Genomic DNA, 23,794 nt, shown 5'->3' on the forward strand with positions numbered 1-23,794 from the left:
TATTGACGTTCAGGACTTACTTGGCTGCGCCTGCGGCCAGGTCAGATAGTAGAAGTTCGAGCCGATCTGCCCGAAATAGGCATTGCTGTTGTCGAGCTGATCCACGTAGTGATTACCCTGCTTAACGAAGGACGCATCATCGCCGCGCTTCAGATGCGCGTTGAGGAAATCGTTCCAGCCGCTGGCGTCGATATCGGTGCCGGGCTTGCTGTCTGTATTCGCTTCATCCGGATTTTCGATATCCCAGGCGGTGACGGAAACGCCCTGCGTTGGATCGGAGACCGTCAGTGTGCCGTTTTCAAGAGCGGCCAGCATGTCATGCGCCGTACCGTCAGTCCCTTCCTGCTGGGCGGCCTCTTCAAGCTGCTTCTTAAGCATGGCCATGAAGGAAGAACTCGTCACATCGGGATTCTCGCCCGAAGTGTCGGCCGTCTCCTCGGCCTGATCGTTCTGCGTCGAGAGCGTATCGAGCAGGCTTGCCAGCGCATTGTTGGAAAGTAGTGACGACGTGTCGGGATCCAAACCGTAGCTGCTGAGAATGCTGGCAGCGCTGGAGGAATCGGTGGCACTCTGACTGCTGTCGCTGTCGGAACCGCGCAGGTTCTTCAGGGCATATTGGGCTGAGACCAGCCGCGTACTATCGATTGCGGAAACCATGGTTTTTCCTTTGATATGGTCCGCAGCAACCTTGTCCCTGCGCCACGGCCAACAGTAAACGCCTCACGACTGAACGGACGGGGGCATGTCCGGCCAGTCGTCGCGGGCCGGTTCGGGCCTGCGCACGCAAGAATCCTGCGGTTCGGGAATTGCATGGAGCTTGCCGGTGGCCACGGCGCGTCAACCGGTCGCACCACGAAAAACTCCGCCGGAATACGGCGGAGTTTTATCGCTCGACGAATTATTCGAAGAGGATCAGTTCGGCAGAACGGTGGAGCCCATCAGCGCCTCGTCGATCGCGCGCGCCGCCTGGCGACCTTCGCGGATCGCCCAGACCACCAGCGACTGGCCGCGGCGCACGTCACCAGCCGTCCAGAGCTTGTCGACCGAAGTCTTGTAGTCACGATCGTTGGCAACGACGTTGGTCGATCCGCGCTTGTCGACATTGAGCGTCAGCTTGCCGTCGAGTTCCTTCAAAACGCTGTCGTTGAACGGACCGCTGAAGCCGATGGCGATAAAGGCAAGATCCGCCTTGATGACAAAATCCGTACCCGGAACCGGGCGGCGGCGCTCATCGACTTCGCAGCACTTCACACCGGTCAGCACGCCGTCTTCACCGACGAATTCAAGCGTCGCGACCTGGAATTCGCGAATCGCGCCTTCGGCCTGCGAAGAGGAGGTGCGCATCTTCGTGGCCCAGAACGGCCAGACGGCGAGCTTGTCTTCCTTCTCCGGCGGCTGCGGCCGAATGTCGAGCTGGGTCACCTTGACGGCGCCCTGACGGAAGGCCGTGCCGACGCAGTCCGACGCCGTGTCGCCACCGCCGACGACCACGATATGCTTGGCGCCGGCCAGGATCGGGTCGGACGGCCAGCCGGTGCTGTCGATATTTTCGCGACCGACACGCTTGTTCTGCTGAACGAGATACGGCATCGCATCGTGAACACCGGCGAGATCGGTGCCGGGAATACCGGCTGCGCGCGGCGTCTCGGAGCCGCCGCAGTAAAGCACGGCATCATAATCGGCGAGCAACTGTTCGACCTTGACGTCGACGCCGACATTGACGCCGCAATGGAAGGTGACGCCCTCGCCCTTCATCTGCTCGACGCGGCGATCGATGAAGTTCTTTTCCATCTTGAAGTCCGGAATGCCGTAACGCAGCAGACCGCCCGGCTTCGTCTCACGCTCGTAGAGATGCACGTCATGACCGGCGCGGCCGAGCTGCTGGGCAGCCGCCATTCCGGCGGGGCCGGAACCGATGATCGCGACCTTCTTGCCGGTATGGATCGTTGCCGGCTGCGGGCGGATGAAGCCGAGCTCGTAAGCTTTGTCGGCAATCGCCTGCTCGACCGTCTTGATGGCAACAGGCGCATCCTCGAGGTTCAGCGTACAGGCCTCTTCACAGGGAGCGGGGCAGACGCGACCTGTGAATTCCGGGAAGTTGTTGGTCGAATGCAGGTTCTGGATCGCCGCTTCCCAGTTGTTGTTGTAGACGAGGTCGTTCCAGTCCGGAATCTGGTTGTGAACCGGGCAGCCGGTCGGGCCGTGGCAATAGGGGATGCCACAGTCCATGCAGCGCGCTGCCTGTTTCTGCACTTCCGGGTCCGACATCGGGATCGTGAATTCGCGGAAATGACGGATGCGATCCGACGCCGGCTGATACTTCGCCACCTGCCGGTCGATTTCCAGAAAACCTGTAACCTTACCCATATTTTCGTCCCTTACCCTCATGACCGCCTCGCCCGCGGCCAGTTGTCTGTTCAGCCTCGATCGCGGAGGCAGGTTGTTTGTCTTGACCGTCATCAGAACATATCCCTTGTCGCCATCCACGCGGTTGCGCAAGCTTCGGGCTTGCGGCTGATCGTCGTTGAGGTCATTGAGATATTTCGGTCATCCGCCACGCGCGCCTTGGAGCGTGGCGGATTGTTCGGTGCAATTATTCGGCAGCGATGCCCATCCGGCTGCGTTCCATTTCCTCAAGCGCACGCCGATACTCGACGGGCATGACCTTGCGGAATTTCGGGCGATAGTCGGCCCAGTGCTCAAGGATTTCCTTGGCGCGGGTGGAGCCCGTATAGTGCAGATGGTTGGAGATCAACTGGTAGAGGCGTTCCTCGTCGTGGCGCGTCATGTCACCAGAGACGTCGACCCGTCCCTTGTGCATGAGGTCGCCTCCGTGATGGTGCAGCTTCTCCAGCATGTCATCCTCTTCCGGAACCGGCTCGAGCTCGACCATGGCCATGTTGCAGCGGCTGGCGAAATCGCCTGTCTCGTCGAGAACATAGGCCACGCCGCCGGACATGCCGGCCGCGAAGTTGCGCCCCGTTCCGCCGAGCACAACGACCACGCCACCCGTCATATACTCGCAGCCGTGGTCGCCCACGCCTTCAACGACAGTGATCGCACCGGAGTTGCGAACTGCGAAACGCTCGCCCGCGACACCACGGAAGTAGCACTCGCCTTCGGTCGCCCCGTAAAGAACGGTATTGCCGACGATGATCGAGTTTTCAGCGACGATCCTCGAATTGTCAGGCGGGCGGATAATGATCTTGCCGCCCGAGAGACCCTTGCCCACATAGTCGTTACCGTCGCCGATCAGGTTGAAGGTGACGCCGCGTGCCAGGAACGCGCCGAAGCTCTGCCCGGCGGTACCTTTCAGGGTGACGTTGATCGTATCTTCCTTCAGGCCGCGGTGGTTATAACGCTTGGCGACCTCGCCCGAGAGCATTGCACCCGCCGAGCGGTCGACGTTCTTGATATCGACTTCGAAGGCGACGGGCGTCTTCGATGCCAGTGCCGGCTCGGCGGCCGCAATCATCTTGCGGTCGAGAATGTCGTCGATCGGGTGCTTCTGGCGTGTTGTCCAGTAGGTCTCTTCCTTCGGTGCATCGACCTTGTGGAAGATCTTGGCGAAGTCGAGCCCCTTGGCCTTCCAGTGCGCCAGCATCTCATCCTTCTCGAGCAGTTCCGAAGCGCCGATGATGTCATCGAGCCTGGTGAAGCCGAGGGAGGCGAGAATTTCGCGCACTTCGTTGGCGACGAAGAAGAAATAGTTGATGACATGCTCGGGCGTGCCCTTGAAGCGCTTGCGCAGGACGGGATCCTGCGTCGCGACGCCGACCGGACAGGTGTTCAGGTGGCACTTGCGCATCATGATGCAGCCGGCAGCAATCAGCGGAGCCGTTGCAAAGCCGAATTCATCGGCACCGAGCAGCGCGCCGACGACGACGTCACGGCCGGTCTTCAGACCACCATCGACCTGCAGGGCAACACGCGAGCGCAGTCCGTTCAGCACCAGCGTCTGCTGTGTTTCGGCAAGGCCGATTTCCCAGGGCGAGCCGGCATGCTTCAGCGAAGTGAGCGGTGATGCACCTGTACCGCCATCGAAACCGGCAACCGTGATGTGGTCGGCGCGTGCCTTGGCAACACCGGCGGCAACCGTGCCGACGCCGACTTCCGAGACGAGCTTGACCGATACATCCGAGGTCGGGTTGACGTTCTTCAGGTCGTAGATCAGCTGCGCCAGATCTTCGATCGAGTAGATGTCATGGTGCGGTGGCGGCGAAATCAGGCCGACGCCCGGCGTCGAGTGACGGGTCTTGGCAACGACCGCATCGACCTTGTGGCCGGGCAACTGGCCGCCTTCGCCGGGCTTGGCGCCCTGAGCGACCTTGATCTGCAACACGTCGGCATTGACCAGATATTCCGTCGTCACGCCGAAACGGCCGGACGCGATCTGCTTGATCGCCGAGCGCTCGGGGTTCGACGAACCATTCGGCAGCGGCATGTAACGGTCGCTCTCTTCACCACCTTCACCGGTGTTCGACTTGCCGCCGATCCGGTTCATGGCGATTGCCAGCGTCGTATGCGCCTCGCGGCTGATCGAGCCGAAGGACATGGCACCCGTCGAGAAGCGCTTGACGATATCGACGGCAGGCTCAACGCTGTCGAGCGAGACCGGCGTGCGGCCGAGTGCCTCGGCGCTCTTGATCTTGAAGAGGCCGCGGATCGTGTTCATGCGCAGTGCCGAGGTGTTCACCATCTCGGAGAATTCGCGGTAACGATCCTCGGCATTGCCGCGCACCGCATGCTGCAGGGCAGCCACGGCATCCGGCGTCCAGGCATGGCTTTCGCCGCGCATACGGTAGGCATATTCGCCGCCGATATCGAGGTTGCTCGCCAGGATCGGATCGCGGCCGAAGGCAGACTTGTGACGGATGACCGTCTCGTTGGCGATTTCTTCCAGACCGACGCCTTCGATGGTCGTGGCCGTGCCGAAGAAATACTTGTCGACGAATTCCGACTGCAGGCCGATCGCATCGAAGATCTGCCCGCCGCAATAGGACTGATAAGTCGAGATGCCCATCTTGGACATGACCTTCAGGATGCCCTTACCGACAGCCTTGATATAGCGATAGACGACTTCGTTGGCGTCGACTTCCTTCGGGAATTCACCCTTGGCATGCATGTCGAGCAGCGTGTCGAAAGCGAGATAGGGATTGATCGCTTCCGCACCGTAACCGGCCAGCAGGCAGAAATGATGCACTTCGCGCGGCTCGCCGGTCTCGACGACGAGACCGACCGAGGTGCGCAGCCCCTTGCGGATCAGGTGATGGTGCACGGCAGCAGTCGCCAGCAGCGCCGGGATCGCGATACGATCCGGACCGATCTGGCGGTCGGAGAGCACGATGATGTTGTAGCCGCCCTTGACCGCCGCTTCCGCACGCTCGCACAGACGGTCGAGCATTTCCGGCATGCCTTCGGCGCCGCGCTCTACATCATAGGTGAAGTCGAGCGTCTTGGTGTCGAAACGGTCTTCAGTGTGACCGATGGAGCGGATCTTTTCGAGATCGCCATTGGTCAGGATCGGCTGGCGTACTTCCAGTCGCTTGGCATTCGCCATACCTTCATGGTCGAGAATGTTCGGACGCGGACCGATGAAGGAAACGAGGCTCATGACCAGCTCTTCGCGGATCGGGTCGATCGGCGGGTTCGTCACCTGCGCGAAGTTCTGCTTGAAATAGGTGTAAAGCAGCTTCGACTTCTCGGACATGGCCGAGATCGGCGTATCCGTGCCCATCGAGCCGATCGCTTCCTGACCCGTCGTCGCCATCGGCGACATCAGGATCTTGGTGTCCTCGGTCGTGTAACCGAAGGCCTGCTGGCGATCGAGCAGCGAGACGTCGCGGCGAAGCGCGCGCGGCTCGACCGGCTTCAGGTCTTCCAGAATGAGTTGCGTGCGGTTGAGCCAGCTGCGATAGGGATGCGCGTTCGCAAGCTGCGCCTTCACCTCGTCATCGGAGATGATCCGGCCCTCTTCCATATCGATCAGCAGCATCTTGCCGGGCTGCAGGCGCCACTTCTGGATGATGCTCTCTTCGGGAACCGGCAGCGTGCCGGCTTCCGATGCGAGGATGACGCGGTCGTCATCGGTGACGAGATAGCGTGCCGGACGCAGGCCGTTACGGTCGAGCGTCGCACCGATCTGCTTGCCATCGGTGAAGGCAACGGCAGCCGGTCCGTCCCACGGCTCCATCAGCGCGGCATGATACTCGTAGAATGCCTTGCGTTCGGGCGACATGGACTGATTACCCGCCCATGCTTCCGGGATCAGCATCATGACGGCATGCGATAGCGAATAGCCGCCGCGCAGAAGGAATTCGAGCGCGTTATCGAAACAGGCCGTGTCCGACTGGCCTTCGTAGGAGATCGGCCAGAGCTTGGAAATGTCCTCGCCGAAAAGCGGAGAAGAGACCGAAGCCTGACGCGCCGCCATCCAGTTGACATTGCCGCGCAGCGTGTTGATTTCGCCGTTATGGGCGACCATGCGATAGGGGTGCGCGAGCTTCCAGGACGGGAAGGTGTTGGTCGAGAAGCGCTGATGCACGAGGGCGACCGCGCTTTCGAAACGCGGGTCCGCCAGGTCCTTGTAATAGGCGCCGACCTGATAGGCCAGGAACATGCCCTTGTAGACGACGGTCGTGCTGGACAGCGACACCGGATAGAAATGGCTCTCCTCACCGTCGAACTCGTCATAGATCCGGTTGGAAATGACCTTGCGAAGCGTGAAGAGCCGGCGCTCGAATTCGTCGTTCGTCGCGGCATCCTTGCCGGCGCCGATGAAGACCTGCACGTGATGCGGCTCGGTCGCTGCAATCGCCGGCGCCTTTGACAGAGATGAATTGTCGACCGGTACGTCACGGAAGCCGATAAGGACCTGACCTTCTTCGGCGATAACGTCCTTGATCACCTTCTTGAAGTGTTCGATCTGCTTTTCGTCGCGCGGCATGAAGATATGGCCGACGCCATATTCGCCGGCCTTCGGCAGGGTAATGCCCTGCTTGGCCATTTCCTCGCGGAAGAAGCGGTCGGGAATCTGCACCAGAATGCCGGCGCCATCGCCCATCAGCGGATCGGCGCCGACGGCACCGCGATGCGTCAGGTTCTCGAGAATGAAGAGACCGTCCTTGACGATCTGATGCGACTTCTGCCCTTTCATATGCGCAACGAAGCCAACGCCGCAGGCATCGTGCTCATTGCGCGGATCGTAAAGCCCCTGTTTCTTCGGCAGACCGGAGGCGGATTTACGCGTATTGGCCATTGCGCGCGCGTCTGCTGCAAACTGGTCAATATGCGTGGATGGCGTCATCTTCGTCATCGTCTTTCCTCCTGTCGAAGCCCGCGGGGCTGCGGGCGGCTTTTCGTCGCGCACCGCACCTTTAAGATAGGTCCGGCGCGTGACAGCGCTGTTGCATCATGAAGATCCGGTCGCAGACATCTGCTTTCAGGGAAAGCAAACCGTCGCGTTCCGCGCCTGCCATTCGCTTCCGTGCGCCGCCATATGGAAGGCTCAGCGCTCGAAAGAACTATAGCGTGAAAGCCGGTCTGTTCCAGGGCTTTCGAGCGCCTCTTCGGCCGTGAAGACCAAAATAGGACAGCAACCCTGTCCTAGTTCGTCCGTTCAATGCCAGAAACAATTCCTCTTCGCAAGAGCGCCATCTTAAAAAAACGTCAATTTGCGACGGAAGATTGCCAGATCAACCAAAATGGCGACATAAAATTACCTTCCAACTTATCATTTTGTTTATTGATTGCGCAGTTCAATTTTTGTGATGCATCTAGGTTTCCGCCCTTGATCCTGTGAAGCTTTGGCGTAGTGTCCACTCCCGAAACTCCCTCCCCATCATTTTCAGTGGTTTTCTCTATGATTTTTGCTTCTGACAACTGGGCTGGCGCCCATAAATCCATTGCCGAACGCCTGCTCGCCGAATCCACCGGTTTTGCCGCCGCTTACGGCAACAGCGATCTCGACAAGCGAGTGGAAGCCCGCTTTTCAGAAATCTTCGAGCGCGAGGTTTCCGTCTTCTTCGTTGCGACCGGCACCGCTGCCAACTCCCTGGCGCTGGCGAGCGTCCAGCGCCCTGGCGGGATCACCTTCTGCCATTCAGAAGCCCATGTGATCGAGGATGAATGCGGCGCCCCAGAATTCTTCTCCGGCTCCGCCCGCCTCATGGCCGTCGACGGCGAGGCCGGCAAGATCGATCCGACCAAGCTCTCGGCAAAGATCGCGCACTTCCCGGAGGATGCCCTTCGTCATGGCCGCGCCACCGCTGTGACCATCACCCAATCCACCGAAATCGGTACCGTCTATTCGCTGCCGGAAATCGGCGAGATTTCCACGATCGCCAAGAAGCGAGGACTACCCCTGCACATGGACGGCGCGCGCTTTGCCAATGCGCTCGTTGCATTGAATGCAACACCTGCCGAAATGACCTGGAAGCGCGGCGTCGATATGCTCTCCTTCGGCGGCACGAAGAATGGTTGCTGGTGTGCTGAAGCGATCGTCTTCTTCAATCCGGAACAGGCGAAGGAAATGCATTTCATCCGCAAGCGGGCTGCCCAGCACTTCTCCAAGTCGCGTTTCATCTCCGCCCAGTTCGACGCCTATTTCGAAAACGGCCTCTGGCTTGATCTCGCCCGACACTCCAATGGCATGGCCGACGGCTTGCGCGCCGGCATCGGCGCCAGCAATTCGGCCCGGCTCGCCTGGCCGACCGCCTCGAATGAAGTTTTCGCGGTCATTCAGAAATCGGCGGCAAAAACGGCTGAGAGCAAGGGTGCAAAATTTTACGAGTGGCCGATCCCTGCCGGGATGCCGGATCTCGTTTCGGAGGGCGAAACTCTTGTCCGTCTCGTCACCAGCTTTGCAACGACCGAAGCCGATGTCGATGGCTTCCTCAAATGCCTGGCCGCCTGATTTCGCAAATGCCAGATTCGCGAGGGAAAATCCCGCCGTCGCCGGCGGGAATTCTGATTGAAGATCTTCAGGCCGACCGCAAGCCTCTGACCTTCTTTAGAATATCATCCGAAAGTGCCGCCACGAGCGCCTGATCGGCTCCCTTTCGCGGCACCAGTACGAACTCGACATCCTCCAGCACCGGTAGCCGGGCCGGCGAGATTTCCTTCAACCCCGAGGGAGCCATGCTGCGCGGCTGCACGAGCACTCCCATTCCGGCGCGTGCTGCTGCCGTCAGTCCGCTGAGGCTGCCGCAGGTGCAGACGATCCGCCAGTCCACGCCCTGCCGACCGAGCGCTTCCAGCGCAATGGCGCGCGTCACACTCGGCGGCGGGAAAGCGATCAAGGGCAGTGGACCGGATGCGAGCACATGCTCCGGATCACGCGCCAGCCACACCAGCGGCTCCCGGTACACGAGCTTTCCGTGCTCATCGCCGAGCCTTCGCTTGGCAAGCACGAGATCGATCGCCCCTGCATCCTGCATTTCATAAAGTACACCGGAAAGTGCCACCGTCAGTTCCATATCGACGGAAGGATGCGAGCGTACGAAATCTTCCAGCACCGCCGGCAAGCGGCTCGTCACAAAATCCTCGGAAACGCCAAGCCGCAGCCGCCCACGCAGGCTGCCGCTCTTGAACAGCGACTGCACCTGCCCCTCGATCGACAGCATCGCCCGCGCATGTGTCAGCAAGGCTTCGCCATCGCCGGTCAGCACGACCTTGTGCGTATCACGCTCCAGCAGCCGGCGCCCGAGTGACGTTTCCAGCCTCTGGATATGCTGGCTGACCGTCGACTGCCCAAGCCCCAGCCTTTCGGCGGCCAGAGTAAAGCTGCCCATCTGCTCGACGGTGACGAAACTGCGTAGCTGTGAGAGATCCAGCATCGGGGAGATCCAGATTTGCAATAACTGTTATTCCTTGCATCCTGGATCATAATGAGCGACAGAACAATGACTCTTTAAGTTAGGCGAGACAGCCATGCGGCGCTTTCTACCCGATACGTTCACCATCCTGCTCGTTTGCACCGTCATCCTCGCGTCGATCTTCCCCGCGAGCGGCGCCTTTGCCGGCTGGTTCGGGGTAGCGACCGATTTTGCCATTGCGCTGCTGTTCTTCCTGCACGGCGCACGCCTCTCGCGTGATGTCGTTGTTGCCGGTCTGCTGCACTGGCGCCTGCACCTCATGATCCTGCTGACTACCTTCGGCCTCTTCCCGATCTTCGGGCTGGCGATAGGCTTCATCCCGGATTCGATCCTGCCGCAGCCGCTTTATCTCGGCATCCTCTTCCTTTGCGTGCTGCCGTCGACGGTGCAATCCTCGATCGCCTTCACATCGATGGCCGGCGGAAACGTCCCCGCGGCGATCTGCTCGGCGTCGGCCTCGAACATCTTCGGCATGTTCCTGACACCGCTGCTTGTCGGCCTGCTCTTCTCGGTCGGTGGCCATGGCGGCTTCTCGTTCGACGCACTGGAACAGATCCTGTTGCAATTGCTGGCTCCCTTCGTTGTCGGCCAGATCCTGCAGCCCTGGATCGGCGAGTGGATCCGCTCCAAGAAGAAAATCCTGATGCCCGTCGATCGCGGCTCCATCCTGATGGTTGTCTACCTGGCTTTCTCGACGGCCGTCGTCGAAGGGCTATGGCACACCTTTTCGATCGCCGATATCGTCGCCGTCATCATCGCCGATATGCTGCTGCTGGCGCTCGTCCTCGTCATCACCATGCATGGCAGCCGCTGGTTGGGCTTCAACAAGGCCGACGAGATCACCATAACCTTCTGCGGGTCGAAGAAGAGCCTTGCGAGCGGTGTTCCAATGGCAAACGTCATCTTTGCCGGCCAATCGATCGGCGCGATCGTCCTGCCGCTGATGCTCTTTCACCAGATCCAGCTGATGGTCTGCGCCGTCATCGCCCAGAAATATGCCGCTGCCGCAGCGCGCCGCACATCGGAAAAAAAGCTGGAAGAAGCGACAAGCCCGGCCTGACCAGGTGAGACGGCTTCAAAACAAAAACGGCGCCCTTTCGGGCGCCGTTTCGGTCTGATCCGGTTGAAAGCGGATTAGCTGTTGACGACCTGCGCTTCGATCGACTTCGGAGCCTCGACCGGCTCAGCGGCAATAGCGATCTTGCGGGGCTTCAGAGCCTCCGGGATGCTGCGCAGAAGGTCGATATGCAGGAGGCCGTTCTTCAGCGAAGCGGCAGTGACTTCGACATGGTCGGCAAGCTGGAAGCGGCGCTCGAAAGCGCGCTTTGCAATGCCGCGGTAGAGATACTCGCCGCCATCGGCATTTTCTTCGCGCTTTTCACCCTTCACGGTGAGCGCGTGGGCATGCGATTCGATGGCGAGTTCGGTTTCGTCAAAGCCGGCAACGGCCATGGTGATGCGATAGGTGTTCTCACCGGTCCGTTCGATATTGTAAGGCGGATAGGTCGGAACCTGGTCCGGCTGGGAAAGGCTGTCGAGCATCGTGAACAGACGGTCGAAGCCAACGGTGGAACGATAAAGGGGAGAGAAGTCTACGTGACGCATGATGTCCTCCTAGGGAAGCGACGTGTTGCGATAGCATGTCCGTGAAACCCCATTCTTGGCGGCTCCGGGACGATTGCGCGGACCCTTCTGGCGTCCGCAAAGTTCAGATGGGGATGGCCTTCATGGACTTCAAGCCCTCTTCAAAACGCTGGGATTTCTGCGTGAACCCTGCATGAACGGCAGGTTCGGAGAAGGTTCAGCCGCCTCTCACTAGAGATAGGCGCATCGGGTGACACTGGCCCGACGGCTGAAGTGTATCGTCCCTTCTTCTTCAGCCTCAATTCGGCCGGCCAAGAGCTCCCTCAGCTCCGCCGGCCACTTTTCTTCAAGCATAGAGCTCTGCAAGTCGATCCGCGGATCGATATCGAGACAATCCAGCCGCAGATGGTCGAGCCGATTGATTGGCGGGCGCCGAAATTGACAGGCCGATGGAGGACCCGAATTCGTGACCGGCCTCCCGGCGCCCCAATCTTCAGTCATGAACGTGCGGATAACCGGCTTCATGCCGGGACAAATCTTTCGTTCTCACTAACTTTAGCGTGTCTCAGCTTTCGCCGAGCTTGTCGTATGGAGAAATCTCGTTCCATTATACTTCGCTTACATTAAGCAGTAATTTCGTCATTGATTTTCCCAATCCCTGCGGTATCCCCTAGTCAATATCTCACGCGAAGAAACACTGGCCATGGAACAGGTGCTTTACTCAACTCCAGACAATCCGGCGCCGGAGAACCGCACCGAAGGTTTTTTCGAGACACACGACGGCCATAGGTTGCGTTATGCCGTCTTCCGGTCGCAAACACCGGCGGCCCATGGAACTGTGGTGCTTCTGCACGGCCGTAGCGAATGTATCGAAAAGTATTTCGAAACGATCCGCGATCTCACTTCCAAGGGTCTCTGGGTCGCGACCTACGACCTGCGCGGCCAGGGCGGCTCACCACGGCTGATCAAGAAGCGCAATCACGGCCACCTGCGCCGCTTTTCCGACTACGAGCGCGATCTCGACACCTTCCTCGAGAAGGTCGTGCTGCCGGATACAAGGCTGCCCTTCTACATGCTCGCCCATTCGACCGGCGGACTGATCGCGCTTTCTGCCGCACCTTATCTTTCGACGCGTATCGAGCGCATGGTGCTGTCCGCCCCTTTCCTCGGCCTTATTGGCCAGGCCGCTTCCGAGGGGATGATCCGCGCGGTGTCGGCGACGCTCAGCACGATCGGCCTTGGTGCCTTGCCGCTCGGCAAGATGAAAGAATTGCAGTTCCCCGATAACCCTCTGACATCGGATGAAACGCGTTTCGAGCGAAACGCGGAGATCGCAAGGGCTCACCCGGAACTTGCTCTGGGAGCGCCGACTGCCCGCTGGATGCACGAATGCATGAAAGCGATCGACCGGGTGACCCAGCCCTATCATCTCTTCTCGATCACGATCCCCTCTGTCGTCATCGCACCGACGCGCGACGGCCTGGTGCCCTATACGGCGCAAGAGCGGCTTTCGCGCTATTTCCGTGCCGGCCAACTCGTGCCGATCAATGGCGCCCGACACGAGGTATTCCAGGAAAGAGATATGTACCGCGCCGCCGCGCTGGCAGCGCTCCACGCCTTCATTCCAGGCAGCGATGCTGAGGCGACCGAGGATGTGGCTGCGATCGGCGCATGAGCCTCAGCGCTGCAGAATCTCGACGGCTTCTTCATAAACCGCCCTGCTGCCGGCAGCGATGATCGAACCGCCATTTTCCGGCCGCCCGCCATCCCAGGTGGTCATGATGCCACCGGCACCCTCGATGACAGGAATGATGCCGCCGACGTCGTAAGGCTTGAGGCTGTTTTCGACAACAAGATCGACATGGCCCGCCGCCAGCAGCGCATAGGCGTAACAATCGCAGCCATAGCGGAAAAGCCGTACCTTGCTTTCGATTTCGCGGTACTTGTCCATCTCCTCGCCGACGAAGAGATGTGGCGATGTTGTGAACAGGATGGCATTGGAAAGAGCACCGCAATCACGCACCTGCAGCCGGCGCTCGCCCTCAGGTCCGCTGTAGGTCGAACCATTCTCGTCGCCGAAATAGCGTTCGCCGGTGAAAGGCTGCTCGATCATGCCGGCAATAGCCCGGCCGTTCTTCTGCAGGCCGATCAGTGTCCCCCAGACAGGAACGCCCGAGATGAATGCGCGCGTGCCGTCGATCGGGTCGATCACCCACACATGCTCGCGATCAAGGCCGACATTGCCGTGCTCTTCGCCGAGAATGCCGTGGTCGGGGAAATGCGCCTCAATCAGCGCGCGGATCGCGGTTTCCGCCGCCCTGTCGCCTTCGGTGACCGGGTCGAAGCCGGAGGACAGCTTGTTGGTGACATTGGTGCCCGAGCGAAAACGCGGCAGGGTTTCCGCCTTCGCAGCTTCGGCAAGACGGTTGAAGAACGAACGGTCAGGAAGCATGGAGAAATCCGTATAGCTGGCGGGAAATGGCGCTTTTCATAGCGAAAAAGCAGTGGAATGCAAATGAAACGGGCAATTTTGGCTTAGCTGCCTAAAGATTTTGCAGTGCAATATAATGCTTGACATTTGTGCAATGCAACAGTAGTTTCCTGATTACAGTCTTCTGACTGTAAATACCCTCCTTGGGTGTTTCCTCCCTAGACTTAGCCGCGCTGACAAGGCGCGGTTTTTTTTGACCTGATTGAGAAATTACTCGGCAGCAAGCGCCCGGTCGCCGGAGAATTTCTCGACGTAGTCGGCCATCTGCCGCATGAACGACGTAATGGCGGTCACCACGATGTCGAAATCGGGCCGCTTCTCCAGCGTGACCTCATCGACATAGATCGAACGATTGACCTCGATCTGCAGCGCATGCAGCCCGCGCGACGGGCGGCCGTAATGTTCGGTGATGAAGCCGCCGGCATAAGGTTTGTTGCGGATCGCGGCAAAACCCATTTCCTCGAGGATGCCGATCGCCGTGCGCGAAAGCTCTGACGAAGCGCTAGTCCCGTAGCGGTCGCCTATGATGAAATCGGGTCGCGCATTGCTGCCGGCAACGCGCACATTGCCGGGCATGGAATGGCAATCGATCAGGACGCCAAAGCCAAACTGTACATGCGTGCGCGCAATCAGCCGCCGCAGCGTCGAATGATAGGGCTTGTAGACGCTTTCGACACGTTCCAGCCCTTCCTGTACGGGCAGCCGGCGCGCATAGATTTCCATATTCTCGGCCACGATGCGCGGAATGGTACCAAGTCCACCGGCAACCCTCAGCGAATTGATATTCGCATAAGGCGGCAGCAGGCCGTCGAACATGCGCGGATCGAGCTCATACGGCTCTCGGTTGACGTCCAGATAAGCGCGCGGGAAGTTCGCAAGCAGGAGTGGCGCGCCGAGGTCCACGGCCGCACCGAACAGTTCATCGACATAATGGTCTTCGGACCGGCGTATCGAGATGCCTTCCAGCCGCGACTGTGCGATGAATTCCGGTGGATAAATACGGCCGCTGTGAGGGGAGTTGTAGACGAAGGGGATGGTCTGCGACACGGGCTCATGCACTTCAAAAAGCTCGTATTCGCGTATTTCCGGCACTTTCTGCCCTCTTTACCATGTCATCAAGTGGCTGTGAGGGCTATGTTGCCAGTTGCCTGCCCTTAAGTCCATACTACATGGAAGGGATAGCGGCCGCGGCTAGGGCGATTTCACCGGTTGTTTACCGGGCGAAGTATAGTGTAGACGGCTGGTATCCCATAAAAAACGTAGTGATCAGCGGTCCGGATTAATGACTCAGAAGATACTTCTCGCCGAAGACGACAATGATATGCGCCGCTTCCTGGTGAAGGCGCTTGAAAAGGCCGGCTACAAGGTCCTTTCCTACGACAACGGCGCTAGCGCTTATGACCGCCTGCGTGAGGAGCCCTTCTCCCTGCTCTTGACCGATATCGTCATGCCGGAAATGGATGGCATCGAACTGGCGCGGCGCGCGACCGAACTCGATCCCGACCTGAAGGTGATGTTCATCACCGGTTTTGCAGCCGTTGCACTGAACCCTGATTCGAAGGCTCCCAAGGATGCGAAGGTCCTTTCCAAGCCTTTCCACCTGCGCGACCTCGTCGAAGAGGTCAACAAGATGCTTGCCGCATAAGGCGTCTTGGCGGATCGTCACAAAACTTCAAAAAAGCCTATTGACGGCTCCGGAGGTTTTGTGGTCTATGCGCCGACATCGGATGGGCGTGTAGCTCAGCGGGAGAGCACTACGTTGACATCGTAGGGGTCACAAGTTCGATCCTTGTCACGCCCACCATCCTAATTCGCTGAAAAGCAAGGCCTTTCGAGAAATCGAAAGGCCTTTTTAGTTTTGGCGCTGTGGCCTTCGCAGGCTCTTCTAAGACCGGTGCGAAGTGTCTGCTTGTTCGTGCCGCATTTGCCGAAACTTCCCTGAAAAGTGGCTTGACCAAACGGTTGCAATGTTGCTTCGCTCTCCCTCATTGGGGGTGCACATGAAAATTTTCATCGGATTGATATTGCTGCTGGTGTTGAGCTGGAGCCCGGCTTCCGCAAAAGAAGACATGACGCTCCGCGCGCTCATGGAGAGCAAGGAGACAAGCGTCGTCACGATGCTGATTGGCGGGGCGGGATTGACACTTCGAATGGTGAACACCCACCTCGCAGCTGAGGGCAGGCCCCTCTTATATTGCTCACCGCGGAACGTCACGATTTCGCAAACCGAGTACGTCGAAATCGTGAAGAGATATCTTGAGCGGCACCCGGATATCGGTGAGAAGACGTTCCAGGCTTACCCCTTGGTCCTGCTCAGGTCATTGGAGCAAATGTATCCGTGCTGAGGCGATAGAAATCCATCTTCGACGCCAAACCAAATTCGGACACAGAGCCATGCCATGCGCGATAATGGAGCCCGAGGTGTTGATTCGCCTCGTCAGTTCACGGGGTTCGAATCGAAATGAAATTATCTGCGCTTGCCATCGCCGCCTTCTCCACCCTCACTTTTGCCGCAGCAGCGCAGGCGGATGACAATTTTCCGGGTGCGCCCGGCGTCATCGCGCTCGGCGGCAAGTGCCAGAAGCTGGTCGTTGCCAAGTTTGATGCCACGAAGGGCTGCAAGGGAGAGCTGGCAAGTGTGACGCTCGTCAACGGCACGGTCACCTTCATCTTCACCTCTGATGGCAAGCTGTTGGGCTTCCAGGGCGACGGCAAGGGCATCAAGCCCGCATCCAATGGCAATGCCCGCCTGCCACTCAGCCTCGTCACCACCGGCGTCGGCAACAAGATGACGGGTGAAGTGAAGGTTGCCGGCTTCTGCACCTTCGGCAATCCCTATGCCGGCAAGCCGATGGCCATCGAGTGCACGGCGGAAAGCAAGGATTCGGCCTTCACGGGCAGCTTCCGCACCAACGGCAAGGCGCCGGCACGGAAAAAACGGTGGAAAATAGAGAGCGCTGGACTGACGGCCTCAGGCGCACCAGGAGCTCGAGGCAGATCCCGGCTTCCTCGCCAGGCCCTCATTGATAAGACGCGTACCGAAGGAGCGCCCGTCGCGCGAAATGACACGCGGCGCGCCACGGTCATCCACCTTGCCGGCAGCATTCATGTTGAACGGACCGGCGTTCAGCAGCGCGAGCAGACGGGATTTGGCGGCAAAGGCGATCTTCCGTTCGTCTTCACAGCGAGCGCGGTCGACATCCGGGCTCACCATATCAGCGATGACGATCTTCTCACCCTTGTACCAGAAGGTGCCGGCATCGCCGACGCAATTGATATGCTCGCCTTGCCCGCAATATCCAAAGGCGGCCTTGGCGGTTGCCGAAGAGGACGGGGCAACAGGGGAGATAGAGGCCGGCACGATCTTTGCGGTCGGCACTGGAGCCGAGGGGATCGCCGCAGGCGGCACCGGATCGTTCGTCTGCCGCGGCTTGGCGGCAGGTGCTGCGACGGCAACTTGCTTCGGTGCTTCCTTGGGTGCCTGAGGCTTGGCTTCAGCCGCTTCGCGGATAACGGCAGCCGGTGCCTTCCCTAACATCGGGCGGATGGTCTTCCAGTTGTCATAGGCGGCAATGGCGCCCACCGCGGCGATGCCGAGCACCAACCAGGGCATCGCGCCTCCGGAGGATGCGCCGCTCTTCCTCTTTGCCGGCGCCTTGCGGCGGCCGCGTGTTGCTGTCTTGGCCATCGATCCGATTCCCTTGAACGGGGCGGATTATCGCAGCGCAATCCTTTCCGAAAGGTTGGCAAGGCATCGCCACGGATCGCTTTCCCAAGCCGAAATTCGCCGGAAACGAAAACGCCCGGCTTCATGGCCGGGCGTCTCGTGTAAATTCTACCTGGGACTCAGCAGCCTTGCGCTGCCGAAGGTGCCGCTGCGGGCGTCTTCGCTGTTTGCCCGCTCGGCTGCACAGATGGCATCTCGCGCTTGCCAATATCGATCCGGCGCTCGGCCGCATCGCGCACGGCCTGCCATTCATATTCGTGCTGGATGAAAATATCGCGCGGCACAAGATTGATCGTCATTCGTGTCTCACCTGTTTGATGGATTGCGGAACTGGTTTTCAGCGGACGGGTTTTGCGACATGGGCATTGTCGCTTTTGATGTCGGGACCGCCCTTTGAAAGATCGCTGCCGGTCACATGCGCCGGCACGTGAATGTCGTGGATAACACCCGGGGTCAGCGTCAGGTCCACATGATGCGGCGGCAGAACCTGTGCCTTCTGCATACGATTGGGTTTCGCCCGCTTGATGCGGTCCGAGGCTTCCGTGCGCCTGTCGGGAACATGGGTCGAATTATGCATCGTCGCCCTCCTTCAAGAATTCTGAGCTGCGTTCGTCGGCTCAGCTAGGTTCTAACGGGTGAGCGCTCGCATGGTTCCAAAGAAATCGGTAACCGTGACCGAGCCCACGTCTTGACTGGGGCAGCAACTTCACTACCTAGTGAGGCACCCGCGCCTCATCCAGACATCGGTTGCGGGGGAACCCTGGTGCCGGGCCCCTCTGGCGAGAGTTTTTACGGCGCTCTCGTGATGTCGGTACCGCCTGCAAATTAGCCGGCGGATTTTTCATCGATGAAAAAGCTCACCATGCCAAACGCGCATGCCCGTTGCGGTATGCGTTTTTCTGTTTTCACCTCATCTTCAAAAACGGTTTGCGGCTGCGAGGTGCAGTCATGAGCCAGCCTCAATCCCACAAGTCTTCGCTCGGCTATTTCCGCTGGGCCTTCATCGTCACGGCGCTCGGCCTTGCGCTCGGCGCATTTCTCGGCTGGCAATCGACCGGCACGCTGGGCGGCATGGCAACCGTCTTCTTCATCTGCAGCGTGCTAGCCGTTCTGGAGATCTCGCTCTCCTTCGACAATGCCATCGTCAACGCCAACAAGCTGAAGGAAATGACTCCGGTCTGGCAGCACCGGTTCTTGACCTGGGGCATCATCATCGCCGTCTTCGGCATGCGCATCGTCTTCCCGTTGGCGATCGTCGCCATCGCGGCCCAGATCGGTCCGTGGGAAGCGCTCGTGTTGGCGGCCCGCGAGCCGGCAGAATATGCCCGCATCATGAATGACGCGCATCTGCCGATCGCCGCCTTCGGCGGTACCTTCCTGATGATGGTCGGCCTTACCTACTTCTTCAACCATGAGAAGGAAGTCCACTGGATCGGCTCACTGGAGCGGATCATGGCGCGTTCGGCCGCGATCAAGGGCATCGAGATCGCCTTCGTGCTCCTGCTGATCCTGCTCTTCTCCTCTCTCCTGGAGGGTGAAGACGCGACCACCTTCGTCTACTGCGCCATCTACGGTCTCGTGACCTTCCTGGTGGTCGAAGTCATCGGCGGTCTCCTCGACGCATCGCAGCGCGCGATGAGCGAAGCGGCAAAGGGTGGCCTCGGCGCCTTCATCTATCTGGAAGTTCTGGATGCCAGCTTCTCCTTCGATGGCGTCATCGGCGCCTTCGCACTGACGCAGAATCTCTTCATCATCGCCATCGGTCTCGGCATCGGCGCCATGTATGTGCGCTCGATGACGATCATGCTGGTGGAGAAGGGAACGCTTGCCGAATACCGCTACCTGGAACACGGCGCCTTCTACGCGATCCTGATCCTCTCGGTGATCATGTATGTGCAGACCTTGACGCACATACCCGAGGTCATCACTGGCCTTGGCGGCGCTGCCCTCATCGGCATCTCGCTCTGGTCCTCGATCCGCTACAACAGACAGGAGCGACAGAAGGAAGCGCATATGCCCGAACGGGAGCGCCTTCACGCCTGATAAGCAAAAGCCGCTGCGGTCTGGCGCTGCGGCTCGGATAGTCCAAAAACAAAGCCCGCGACCATCGGTTGCGGGCTCATTCATTCAATATCTGATTTGGCATTCAATCTGCGCATTCGGCACGTCTTACCGGATGACACGGCCGAAACTTACCGGATCGATACCGAGTTCTTGCAGGTCGCGTGCGCGCGGCTTGCGGCCACCTTCGACAGCGGCGCTGACTGCGTTTGCGGCACCAAGCGCTGCAAAGGCGCGGGCCAGGAAACCATTGTGGATCGACTTTCTGAAAGCGGACATCTTCTTTTCCTCTCGCTCTTTCGTTGACCTTTCCTAGATGGGAAAATCCGCATGCACTCACAACGCGCAAGAAATCACCGCTGCCATGCAAAAAGCGCATATTTCTTTCGCCGGCAAATGAAAAACAGTCCGGGAAACGTTACTACAAATCCAATTTTATCATTCGATTTCAATCATATGATTGGAGAGGACAGCGGATTTCAGCCGGAAAAAATTGTTAAACGCCAAAAGAAAGGCCGGCCATGTTGCCACGGCCGGCCTGAATTAGGGGTCAGGTCGTCTTTTTGTTTTAGTCTTCATTTGCCGCGAGCTGAGAGAGAACCTGGCCGCGGCCACGCAATCTCAGGATCAGCGGGATGAGGAAGGCGGCAGCCGCCACGATCAGCAGGCCGCAGGCGATCGGCGACATGACGAGTGTGGTTACGTCACCCTGACTGATCGAGAGCGCACGGCGAAGCTGCTGCTCGGCCAGCGGTCCGAGAATGAGACCGACGACGGCAGGCGCGATCGGATAGCCGAAGATCCGCATGACATAACCGAGAACGCCAAAGCCGAGCAGCATGCCGAGTTCGAAGACCGAGGGGTTGGCGCCGATCGTGCCGAGCGTGGCAAACAGCAGGATGCCGGCGTAAAGCCACGGTTTCGGGACCGTCAGCAGGCGGACCCAGAGGCCGATCATCGGCAGGTTCAACACCAGCAGCATCGCATTGGCGATGAGCAGGCTGGCGATGAGACCCCAGACGAGCCGTGGGTTGGTGGCAAACAGCAGCGGTCCCGGCTGCAGACCATATTGCTGGAAGCCAGCGAGCATGATCGCCGCCGTCGCCGATGTCGGCAGACCGAGCGTCAGGAGCGGCACCAGAGTGCCGGCAGCCGAAGCATTGTTGGCAGCCTCCGGACCGGCAACGCCTTCAATCGCGCCATGACCGAATTCCTCCGGGTTCTTCGAAAGACGCTTTTCGGTGGCATAGGAAAGGAACGTGCCGATTTCAGCACCGCCCGCCGGCATGGCGCCGATCGGGAAGCCGATGATCGTGCCACGCAGCCAGGGCTTCCAGGAACGCGCCCAGTCCTGCGCATTCATCCAGAGCGAGCCGCGTACCGCCTCCACCTTGTCTTCGCCGCGCTTCCCCTGGGCGGCGATATAGAGTGTCTCGCCAATCGCGAACATCGCAACGGCAAGCGTCGTCACCTCGATACCGTCGAGCAGATCGGGAATGCCGAAGGACAGGCGCGCCTGCCCGGTCTGCTGGTCGATGCCGACCATGGCGAGCGCAAAGCCGATGAAGAGCGAGGTGAGACCGCGCAGCGCCGAATCCCCGAAGGCCGAGGAGACGGTGACGAAGGCAAGCACCATCAGCGCGAAATATTCGCGCGGACCGAAAACCAATGCCAGTTTGACGATGTAGGGTGCCACGAAAGCAAGGCCGAGTGTGGCGATAAGGCCGGCGACGAACGAGCCGATGGCCGCTGTCGCCAGCGCCGGTCCGCCGCGCCCTGCCCGCGCCATCTTGTTGCCCTCGAGCGCCGTGACGATCGAGGCGCTTTCACCCGGCGTATTCAAAAGGATCGACGTGGTCGAGCCGCCATACATGCCGCCGTAATAGATGCCGGCGAACATGATGAGCGAGCCGCCCGGGTCGAGCTTGTAGGTGGCAGGAAGAAGCAGCGCGACCGTCAGCGCCGGGCCGATTCCCGGCAGCACGCCGACGGCGGTGCCGAGGGTTACGCCGATGAGGGCGTAAAGCAGGTTGATCGGCTGCGCAGCAACCAGAATGCCCTGCCAGAGGAATTCGAATGTGCTCATGGTTTTTTCCCAAGCGGCGGCTCCTGAGGGGGCACAGGACCATCCGCGCAAAAGCAACGAAACTGAGAGCGCCCGGTGCGAGGCGAGCGCTATCAGAAGAACAGGTGTTCGAGCGGCCCGGCCGGCAGCGAGAGCTGCAGGAGCTGCGAGAAGATCGTCCAGACAATGAAACTCATGATGATGCCGATAGGCAGCGAGAACCAGATCTGGCGCTTGCCGAAACCGCGCGCGGTGAGTGCAAAGAGTACGCCCGTCGCAATCGAGAAACCGGCGGTGCGCAGGAGCAGCATCTGTCCGGCAAGGCCCGCCACAACCCAGATGACTGGCGCCACTTCCTGATGTTCGCGTTCCGGAAAATCGCCGCGCCAGGCTTCGAAAGCCGTCCAGATGCCAAGACAGAAGAGGCCGAGTGCTACGACTTTCGGCACTGTCGACGGTCCGATGCGGTCATACTGCGCGATCGTCTTCAGATGCGAGGCATCCCAGAAGACCACGACGGCGACCACGATGAGGAAAGGGGCAATGATCAGCGCCGCCCAATCGGGGCGGCGCTTCGTTGCCGATGAGGTATCGGCTTCACTCATTGAACGAGACCGATATCTTTGAGAATGCCCGCGGTAGCCGAGACATCCTTTTCGAGCTGCGCCTTGAACTCGTCGCCTGCAAGGTAGGTGTCGGCCCAGCCCTTGGTCTTCAGGGTTTCCTGCCAGGCGGCAGACTTGTGCAGCTTGTCGAAGTCAGCCGCAATCGAGGCGACTTCTTCATCGGTCAGGCCCGGAGCGGCGGCAACCATGCGCCAGTTCTGGATGGAAACGTCGGTACCGGCTTCCTTGAAGGTCGGTGCATCGACGCCGTCGATGCGGGCATCGCTGGAAACGCCGAGCAGACGCAGCGTGCCGGCTTTCACCTGCGATTCGAATTCGCTGTAGCTCGAAATGCCAGCTGTGACCTGGCCGCCGAGGATAGCGGCGAGTGCTTCGCCGCCGCCCGAGAAGGCGACATAGTTGATCTTGGTCGGATCGACACCGGAAGCTTTGGCGATCAGACCAACGGCGATGTGGTCCGTGCCGCCGGCAGAACCGCCGCCCCAGGAAACGGCGCCGGGATCGGCCTTCAGCTTGGTGACGAGATCGGCGAGCGTCTTGATGTCGGACGCGGCGGGAACGACGACAGCTTCATACTCGCCGGTCAGGCGAGCGATCGGGGTGACATCCTTCAGCGTGACGACCGACTTGTTGGTCAGCAGCGCGCCAACCATGACGTAGCCGCCGACGATCAGAGCGTTCGGATTGCCTGCGCTCTGGCTGCTGAATTGCGCAAGACCGATGGAGCCGCCGGCGCCGGGTACGTTCTGAACCTGAACGCTCTTGGAAATACCTTCCTGCTGCAGCACCGTCTGCAGTGAGCGAGCCGTCTGGTCCCAGCCGCCGCCGGGCGCTGCCGGAGCGATGATGGTGTAATCGGCGGCGTAGGCCGGCAGCGCAATAGCCGCTGCCAAAAGAGTTGCGATGAAAGTGTGCTTCACGATGTGTCCTCCGTACTGCGGCTGAGCGAACCGCCTGTGCTATTTTTTGAAAATGAGGAGAGATCACCGATCGGTGGACGCAATTGTCCTGATAGCGAGCGGAAGTCCTCCCGGAATTCTTCAACTCTCCGCCTCCACGGAGAAGAAGTAGCCCAAGCCATCATATGAAGCTGTCATTTAGCTGACATCCTCGGGATATCCAGTGCGCAGGACACTTTTTTGCCGCAATTTGGCTACCTTCGCGCGAAAGATGGCAGCACATACCCAGGGCAGGCATATGACTAGTACATTGTCTGTACTGGACGCCAGCGGAGACATGGCGGATACTTCGGCGCGGGGGACAATCGGAAGGCAAATGGCGGATGAGTACCTAGGCCGATTGCCATCCCGAGGCACGCTCCGCCTGCGAGCCGACCTGGAGCACTTCAAGAAACCGGTCGAAGGC

Annotated in this window: 20 protein-coding genes, 1 tRNA gene and 1 pseudogene; 8 read left to right on the top strand and 14 right to left on the bottom strand. The window is 59.8% G+C overall.

Going from position 1 to position 23,794, the window contains the following annotated elements; all coding sequences use genetic code 11:
• Positions 1-9: 9 nt before the first annotated feature.
• The 3 genes from LVY75_29475 to gltB all read right to left on the bottom strand — a co-directional run bounded on the left by LVY75_29475 (position 10) and on the right by gltB (position 7,315).
• Positions 10-657, bottom strand: a complete 648-nt coding sequence (locus LVY75_29475; GenBank protein ID XAZ22897.1) for a hypothetical protein — start codon at positions 655-657, stop codon at positions 10-12.
• Between the two features lie 255 nt (positions 658-912).
• Positions 913-2,367, bottom strand: a complete 1,455-nt coding sequence (locus LVY75_29480; protein XAZ25855.1) for a glutamate synthase subunit beta — start codon at positions 2,365-2,367, stop codon at positions 913-915.
• Between the two features lie 226 nt (positions 2,368-2,593).
• Positions 2,594-7,315: a glutamate synthase large subunit gene (gltB, locus tag LVY75_29485; GenBank protein XAZ22898.1), complete on the bottom strand. Its 4,722-nt coding sequence runs from the start codon at positions 7,313-7,315 to the stop codon at positions 2,594-2,596.
• Between the two features lie 546 nt (positions 7,316-7,861).
• Here gltB and LVY75_29490 point away from each other — a divergent pair.
• A complete protein-coding gene (locus LVY75_29490) occupies positions 7,862-8,914 on the top strand; it encodes a low specificity L-threonine aldolase (protein XAZ22899.1) in 1,053 nt (350 codons plus the stop codon).
• A gap of 67 nt (positions 8,915-8,981) precedes the next feature.
• Here the strand turns inward: LVY75_29490 and LVY75_29495 are convergent, their stop codons facing one another.
• Positions 8,982-9,836 carry a LysR family transcriptional regulator gene (locus LVY75_29495; GenBank protein ID XAZ22900.1) on the bottom strand — a complete coding sequence of 285 codons (855 nt, stop codon included), beginning with the start codon at positions 9,834-9,836 and terminating at the stop codon, positions 8,982-8,984.
• Positions 9,837-9,930: 94 nt separating this feature from the next.
• Here LVY75_29495 and LVY75_29500 point away from each other — a divergent pair, with 94 nt between their 5' ends.
• A complete protein-coding gene (locus tag LVY75_29500) occupies positions 9,931-10,935 on the top strand; it encodes a bile acid:sodium symporter (protein XAZ22901.1) in 1,005 nt (334 codons plus the stop codon).
• A 74-nt stretch (positions 10,936-11,009) separates the two neighbouring features.
• Here the strand turns inward: LVY75_29500 and LVY75_29505 are convergent, their stop codons facing one another.
• Positions 11,010-11,480, bottom strand: a complete 471-nt coding sequence (locus tag LVY75_29505) for an Hsp20 family protein (GenBank protein XAZ22902.1) — start codon at positions 11,478-11,480, stop codon at positions 11,010-11,012.
• Between the two features lie 682 nt (positions 11,481-12,162).
• On the opposite strand from LVY75_29505, the gene LVY75_29510 reads away from it, so the two are divergent.
• On the top strand, positions 12,163-13,134 hold the full coding sequence (locus LVY75_29510; protein ID XAZ22903.1) for an alpha/beta hydrolase: 972 nt from the start codon (positions 12,163-12,165) through the stop codon (positions 13,132-13,134).
• 3 nt (positions 13,135-13,137) lie between these two features.
• Here the strand turns inward: LVY75_29510 and hisN are convergent, their stop codons facing one another.
• Both hisN and LVY75_29520 read right to left on the bottom strand, forming a co-directional pair.
• Positions 13,138-13,911, bottom strand: a complete 774-nt coding sequence (gene hisN, locus LVY75_29515) for a histidinol-phosphatase (GenBank protein ID XAZ22904.1) — start codon at positions 13,909-13,911, stop codon at positions 13,138-13,140.
• 249 nt (positions 13,912-14,160) lie between these two features.
• Complete coding sequence (locus LVY75_29520; protein XAZ22905.1) at positions 14,161-15,042, bottom strand: N-formylglutamate amidohydrolase; 882 nt, start codon at positions 15,040-15,042, stop codon at positions 14,161-14,163.
• Between the two features lie 190 nt (positions 15,043-15,232).
• Here LVY75_29520 and cpdR1 point away from each other — a divergent pair, with 190 nt between their 5' ends.
• The 4 genes and pseudogenes from cpdR1 (at position 15,233) to LVY75_29540 (ending at position 16,870) form a co-directional block, all read left to right on the top strand.
• The gene (gene cpdR1 / locus LVY75_29525) at positions 15,233-15,595 is read left to right on the top strand and encodes a response regulator CpdR1 (GenBank protein XAZ22906.1); all 363 of its coding nucleotides are present in this window, start codon (positions 15,233-15,235) and stop codon (positions 15,593-15,595) included.
• Positions 15,596-15,679: 84 nt separating this feature from the next.
• Positions 15,680-15,754: transfer RNA gene (locus LVY75_29530), tRNA-Val, on the top strand.
• 196 nt (positions 15,755-15,950) lie between these two features.
• Positions 15,951-16,295: a hypothetical protein gene (locus LVY75_29535; protein XAZ22907.1), complete on the top strand. Its 345-nt coding sequence runs from the start codon at positions 15,951-15,953 to the stop codon at positions 16,293-16,295.
• A 116-nt stretch (positions 16,296-16,411) separates the two neighbouring features.
• Positions 16,412-16,870, top strand: a pseudogene (locus LVY75_29540) (hypothetical protein).
• A 51-nt stretch (positions 16,871-16,921) separates the two neighbouring features.
• Here the strand turns inward: LVY75_29540 and LVY75_29545 are convergent.
• From LVY75_29545 to LVY75_29555, 3 genes are all read right to left on the bottom strand, one after another.
• On the bottom strand, positions 16,922-17,638 hold the full coding sequence (locus tag LVY75_29545) for a hypothetical protein (GenBank protein ID XAZ22908.1): 717 nt from the start codon (positions 17,636-17,638) through the stop codon (positions 16,922-16,924).
• 158 nt (positions 17,639-17,796) lie between these two features.
• The gene (locus LVY75_29550) at positions 17,797-17,976 is read right to left on the bottom strand and encodes a hypothetical protein (protein ID XAZ22909.1); all 180 of its coding nucleotides are present in this window, start codon (positions 17,974-17,976) and stop codon (positions 17,797-17,799) included.
• Between the two features lie 38 nt (positions 17,977-18,014).
• Positions 18,015-18,254, bottom strand: coding sequence for a hypothetical protein (locus LVY75_29555; protein ID XAZ22910.1), 240 nt, complete (start codon positions 18,252-18,254; stop codon positions 18,015-18,017).
• Positions 18,255-18,625: 371 nt separating this feature from the next.
• Here LVY75_29555 and LVY75_29560 point away from each other — a divergent pair, with 371 nt between their 5' ends.
• Positions 18,626-19,720, top strand: a complete 1,095-nt coding sequence (locus LVY75_29560) for a DUF475 domain-containing protein (GenBank protein XAZ22911.1) — start codon at positions 18,626-18,628, stop codon at positions 19,718-19,720.
• Between the two features lie 126 nt (positions 19,721-19,846).
• Here LVY75_29560 and LVY75_29565 read toward each other — a convergent pair whose 3' ends face one another.
• From LVY75_29565 to LVY75_29580, 4 genes are all read right to left on the bottom strand, one after another.
• Complete coding sequence (locus LVY75_29565) at positions 19,847-20,017, bottom strand: hypothetical protein (protein ID XAZ22912.1); 171 nt, start codon at positions 20,015-20,017, stop codon at positions 19,847-19,849.
• 289 nt (positions 20,018-20,306) lie between these two features.
• Complete coding sequence (locus LVY75_29570; protein ID XAZ22913.1) at positions 20,307-21,824, bottom strand: tripartite tricarboxylate transporter permease; 1,518 nt, start codon at positions 21,822-21,824, stop codon at positions 20,307-20,309.
• A 92-nt stretch (positions 21,825-21,916) separates the two neighbouring features.
• The gene (locus tag LVY75_29575; protein ID XAZ22914.1) at positions 21,917-22,408 is read right to left on the bottom strand and encodes a tripartite tricarboxylate transporter TctB family protein; all 492 of its coding nucleotides are present in this window, start codon (positions 22,406-22,408) and stop codon (positions 21,917-21,919) included.
• Positions 22,405-23,349 (bottom strand): tripartite tricarboxylate transporter substrate binding protein, encoded by a 945-nt coding sequence (locus tag LVY75_29580; GenBank protein ID XAZ22915.1) that lies wholly within the window; start codon positions 23,347-23,349, stop codon positions 22,405-22,407. The genes LVY75_29575 and LVY75_29580 overlap by 4 nt, the downstream gene beginning before the upstream one ends.
• Between the last annotated feature and the right edge of the window lie 445 nt (positions 23,350-23,794).

Source organism: Sinorhizobium sp. B11, assembly GCA_039725955.1.
In the GTDB taxonomy this organism is placed as follows: domain Bacteria; phylum Pseudomonadota; class Alphaproteobacteria; order Rhizobiales; family Rhizobiaceae; genus Rhizobium.

Bases quoted from the DNA above. Each gene is read 5' to 3' on its own strand.
- LVY75_29575 (XAZ22914.1), bottom strand. From the start codon at position 22,408: ATGAGTGAAGCCGATACCTCATCGGCAACGAAGCGCCGCCCCGATTGG.
- LVY75_29475 (XAZ22897.1), bottom strand. From the start codon at position 657: ATGGTTTCCGCAATCGATAGTACGCGGCTGGTCTCAGCCCAATATGCC.
- hisN (XAZ22904.1), bottom strand. From the start codon at position 13,911: ATGCTTCCTGACCGTTCGTTCTTCAACCGTCTTGCCGAAGCTGCGAAG.
- LVY75_29490 (XAZ22899.1), top strand. From the start codon at position 7,862: ATGATTTTTGCTTCTGACAACTGGGCTGGCGCCCATAAATCCATTGCC.
- LVY75_29495 (XAZ22900.1), bottom strand. From the start codon at position 9,836: ATGCTGGATCTCTCACAGCTACGCAGTTTCGTCACCGTCGAGCAGATG.
- LVY75_29570 (XAZ22913.1), bottom strand. From the start codon at position 21,824: ATGAGCACATTCGAATTCCTCTGGCAGGGCATTCTGGTTGCTGCGCAG.
- LVY75_29510 (XAZ22903.1), top strand. From the start codon at position 12,163: ATGGAACAGGTGCTTTACTCAACTCCAGACAATCCGGCGCCGGAGAAC.
- LVY75_29480 (XAZ25855.1), bottom strand. From the start codon at position 2,367: ATGGGTAAGGTTACAGGTTTTCTGGAAATCGACCGGCAGGTGGCGAAG.
- LVY75_29560 (XAZ22911.1), top strand. From the start codon at position 18,626: ATGAGCCAGCCTCAATCCCACAAGTCTTCGCTCGGCTATTTCCGCTGG.
- LVY75_29555 (XAZ22910.1), bottom strand. From the start codon at position 18,254: ATGCATAATTCGACCCATGTTCCCGACAGGCGCACGGAAGCCTCGGAC.
- LVY75_29535 (XAZ22907.1), top strand. From the start codon at position 15,951: ATGAAAATTTTCATCGGATTGATATTGCTGCTGGTGTTGAGCTGGAGC.
- LVY75_29545 (XAZ22908.1), bottom strand. From the start codon at position 17,638: ATGGCCAAGACAGCAACACGCGGCCGCCGCAAGGCGCCGGCAAAGAGG.
- gltB (XAZ22898.1), bottom strand. From the start codon at position 7,315: ATGACGAAGATGACGCCATCCACGCATATTGACCAGTTTGCAGCAGAC.
- LVY75_29505 (XAZ22902.1), bottom strand. From the start codon at position 11,480: ATGCGTCACGTAGACTTCTCTCCCCTTTATCGTTCCACCGTTGGCTTC.
- cpdR1 (XAZ22906.1), top strand. From the start codon at position 15,233: ATGACTCAGAAGATACTTCTCGCCGAAGACGACAATGATATGCGCCGC.
- LVY75_29550 (XAZ22909.1), bottom strand. From the start codon at position 17,976: ATGACGATCAATCTTGTGCCGCGCGATATTTTCATCCAGCACGAATAT.
- LVY75_29565 (XAZ22912.1), bottom strand. From the start codon at position 20,017: ATGTCCGCTTTCAGAAAGTCGATCCACAATGGTTTCCTGGCCCGCGCC.
- LVY75_29500 (XAZ22901.1), top strand. From the start codon at position 9,931: ATGCGGCGCTTTCTACCCGATACGTTCACCATCCTGCTCGTTTGCACC.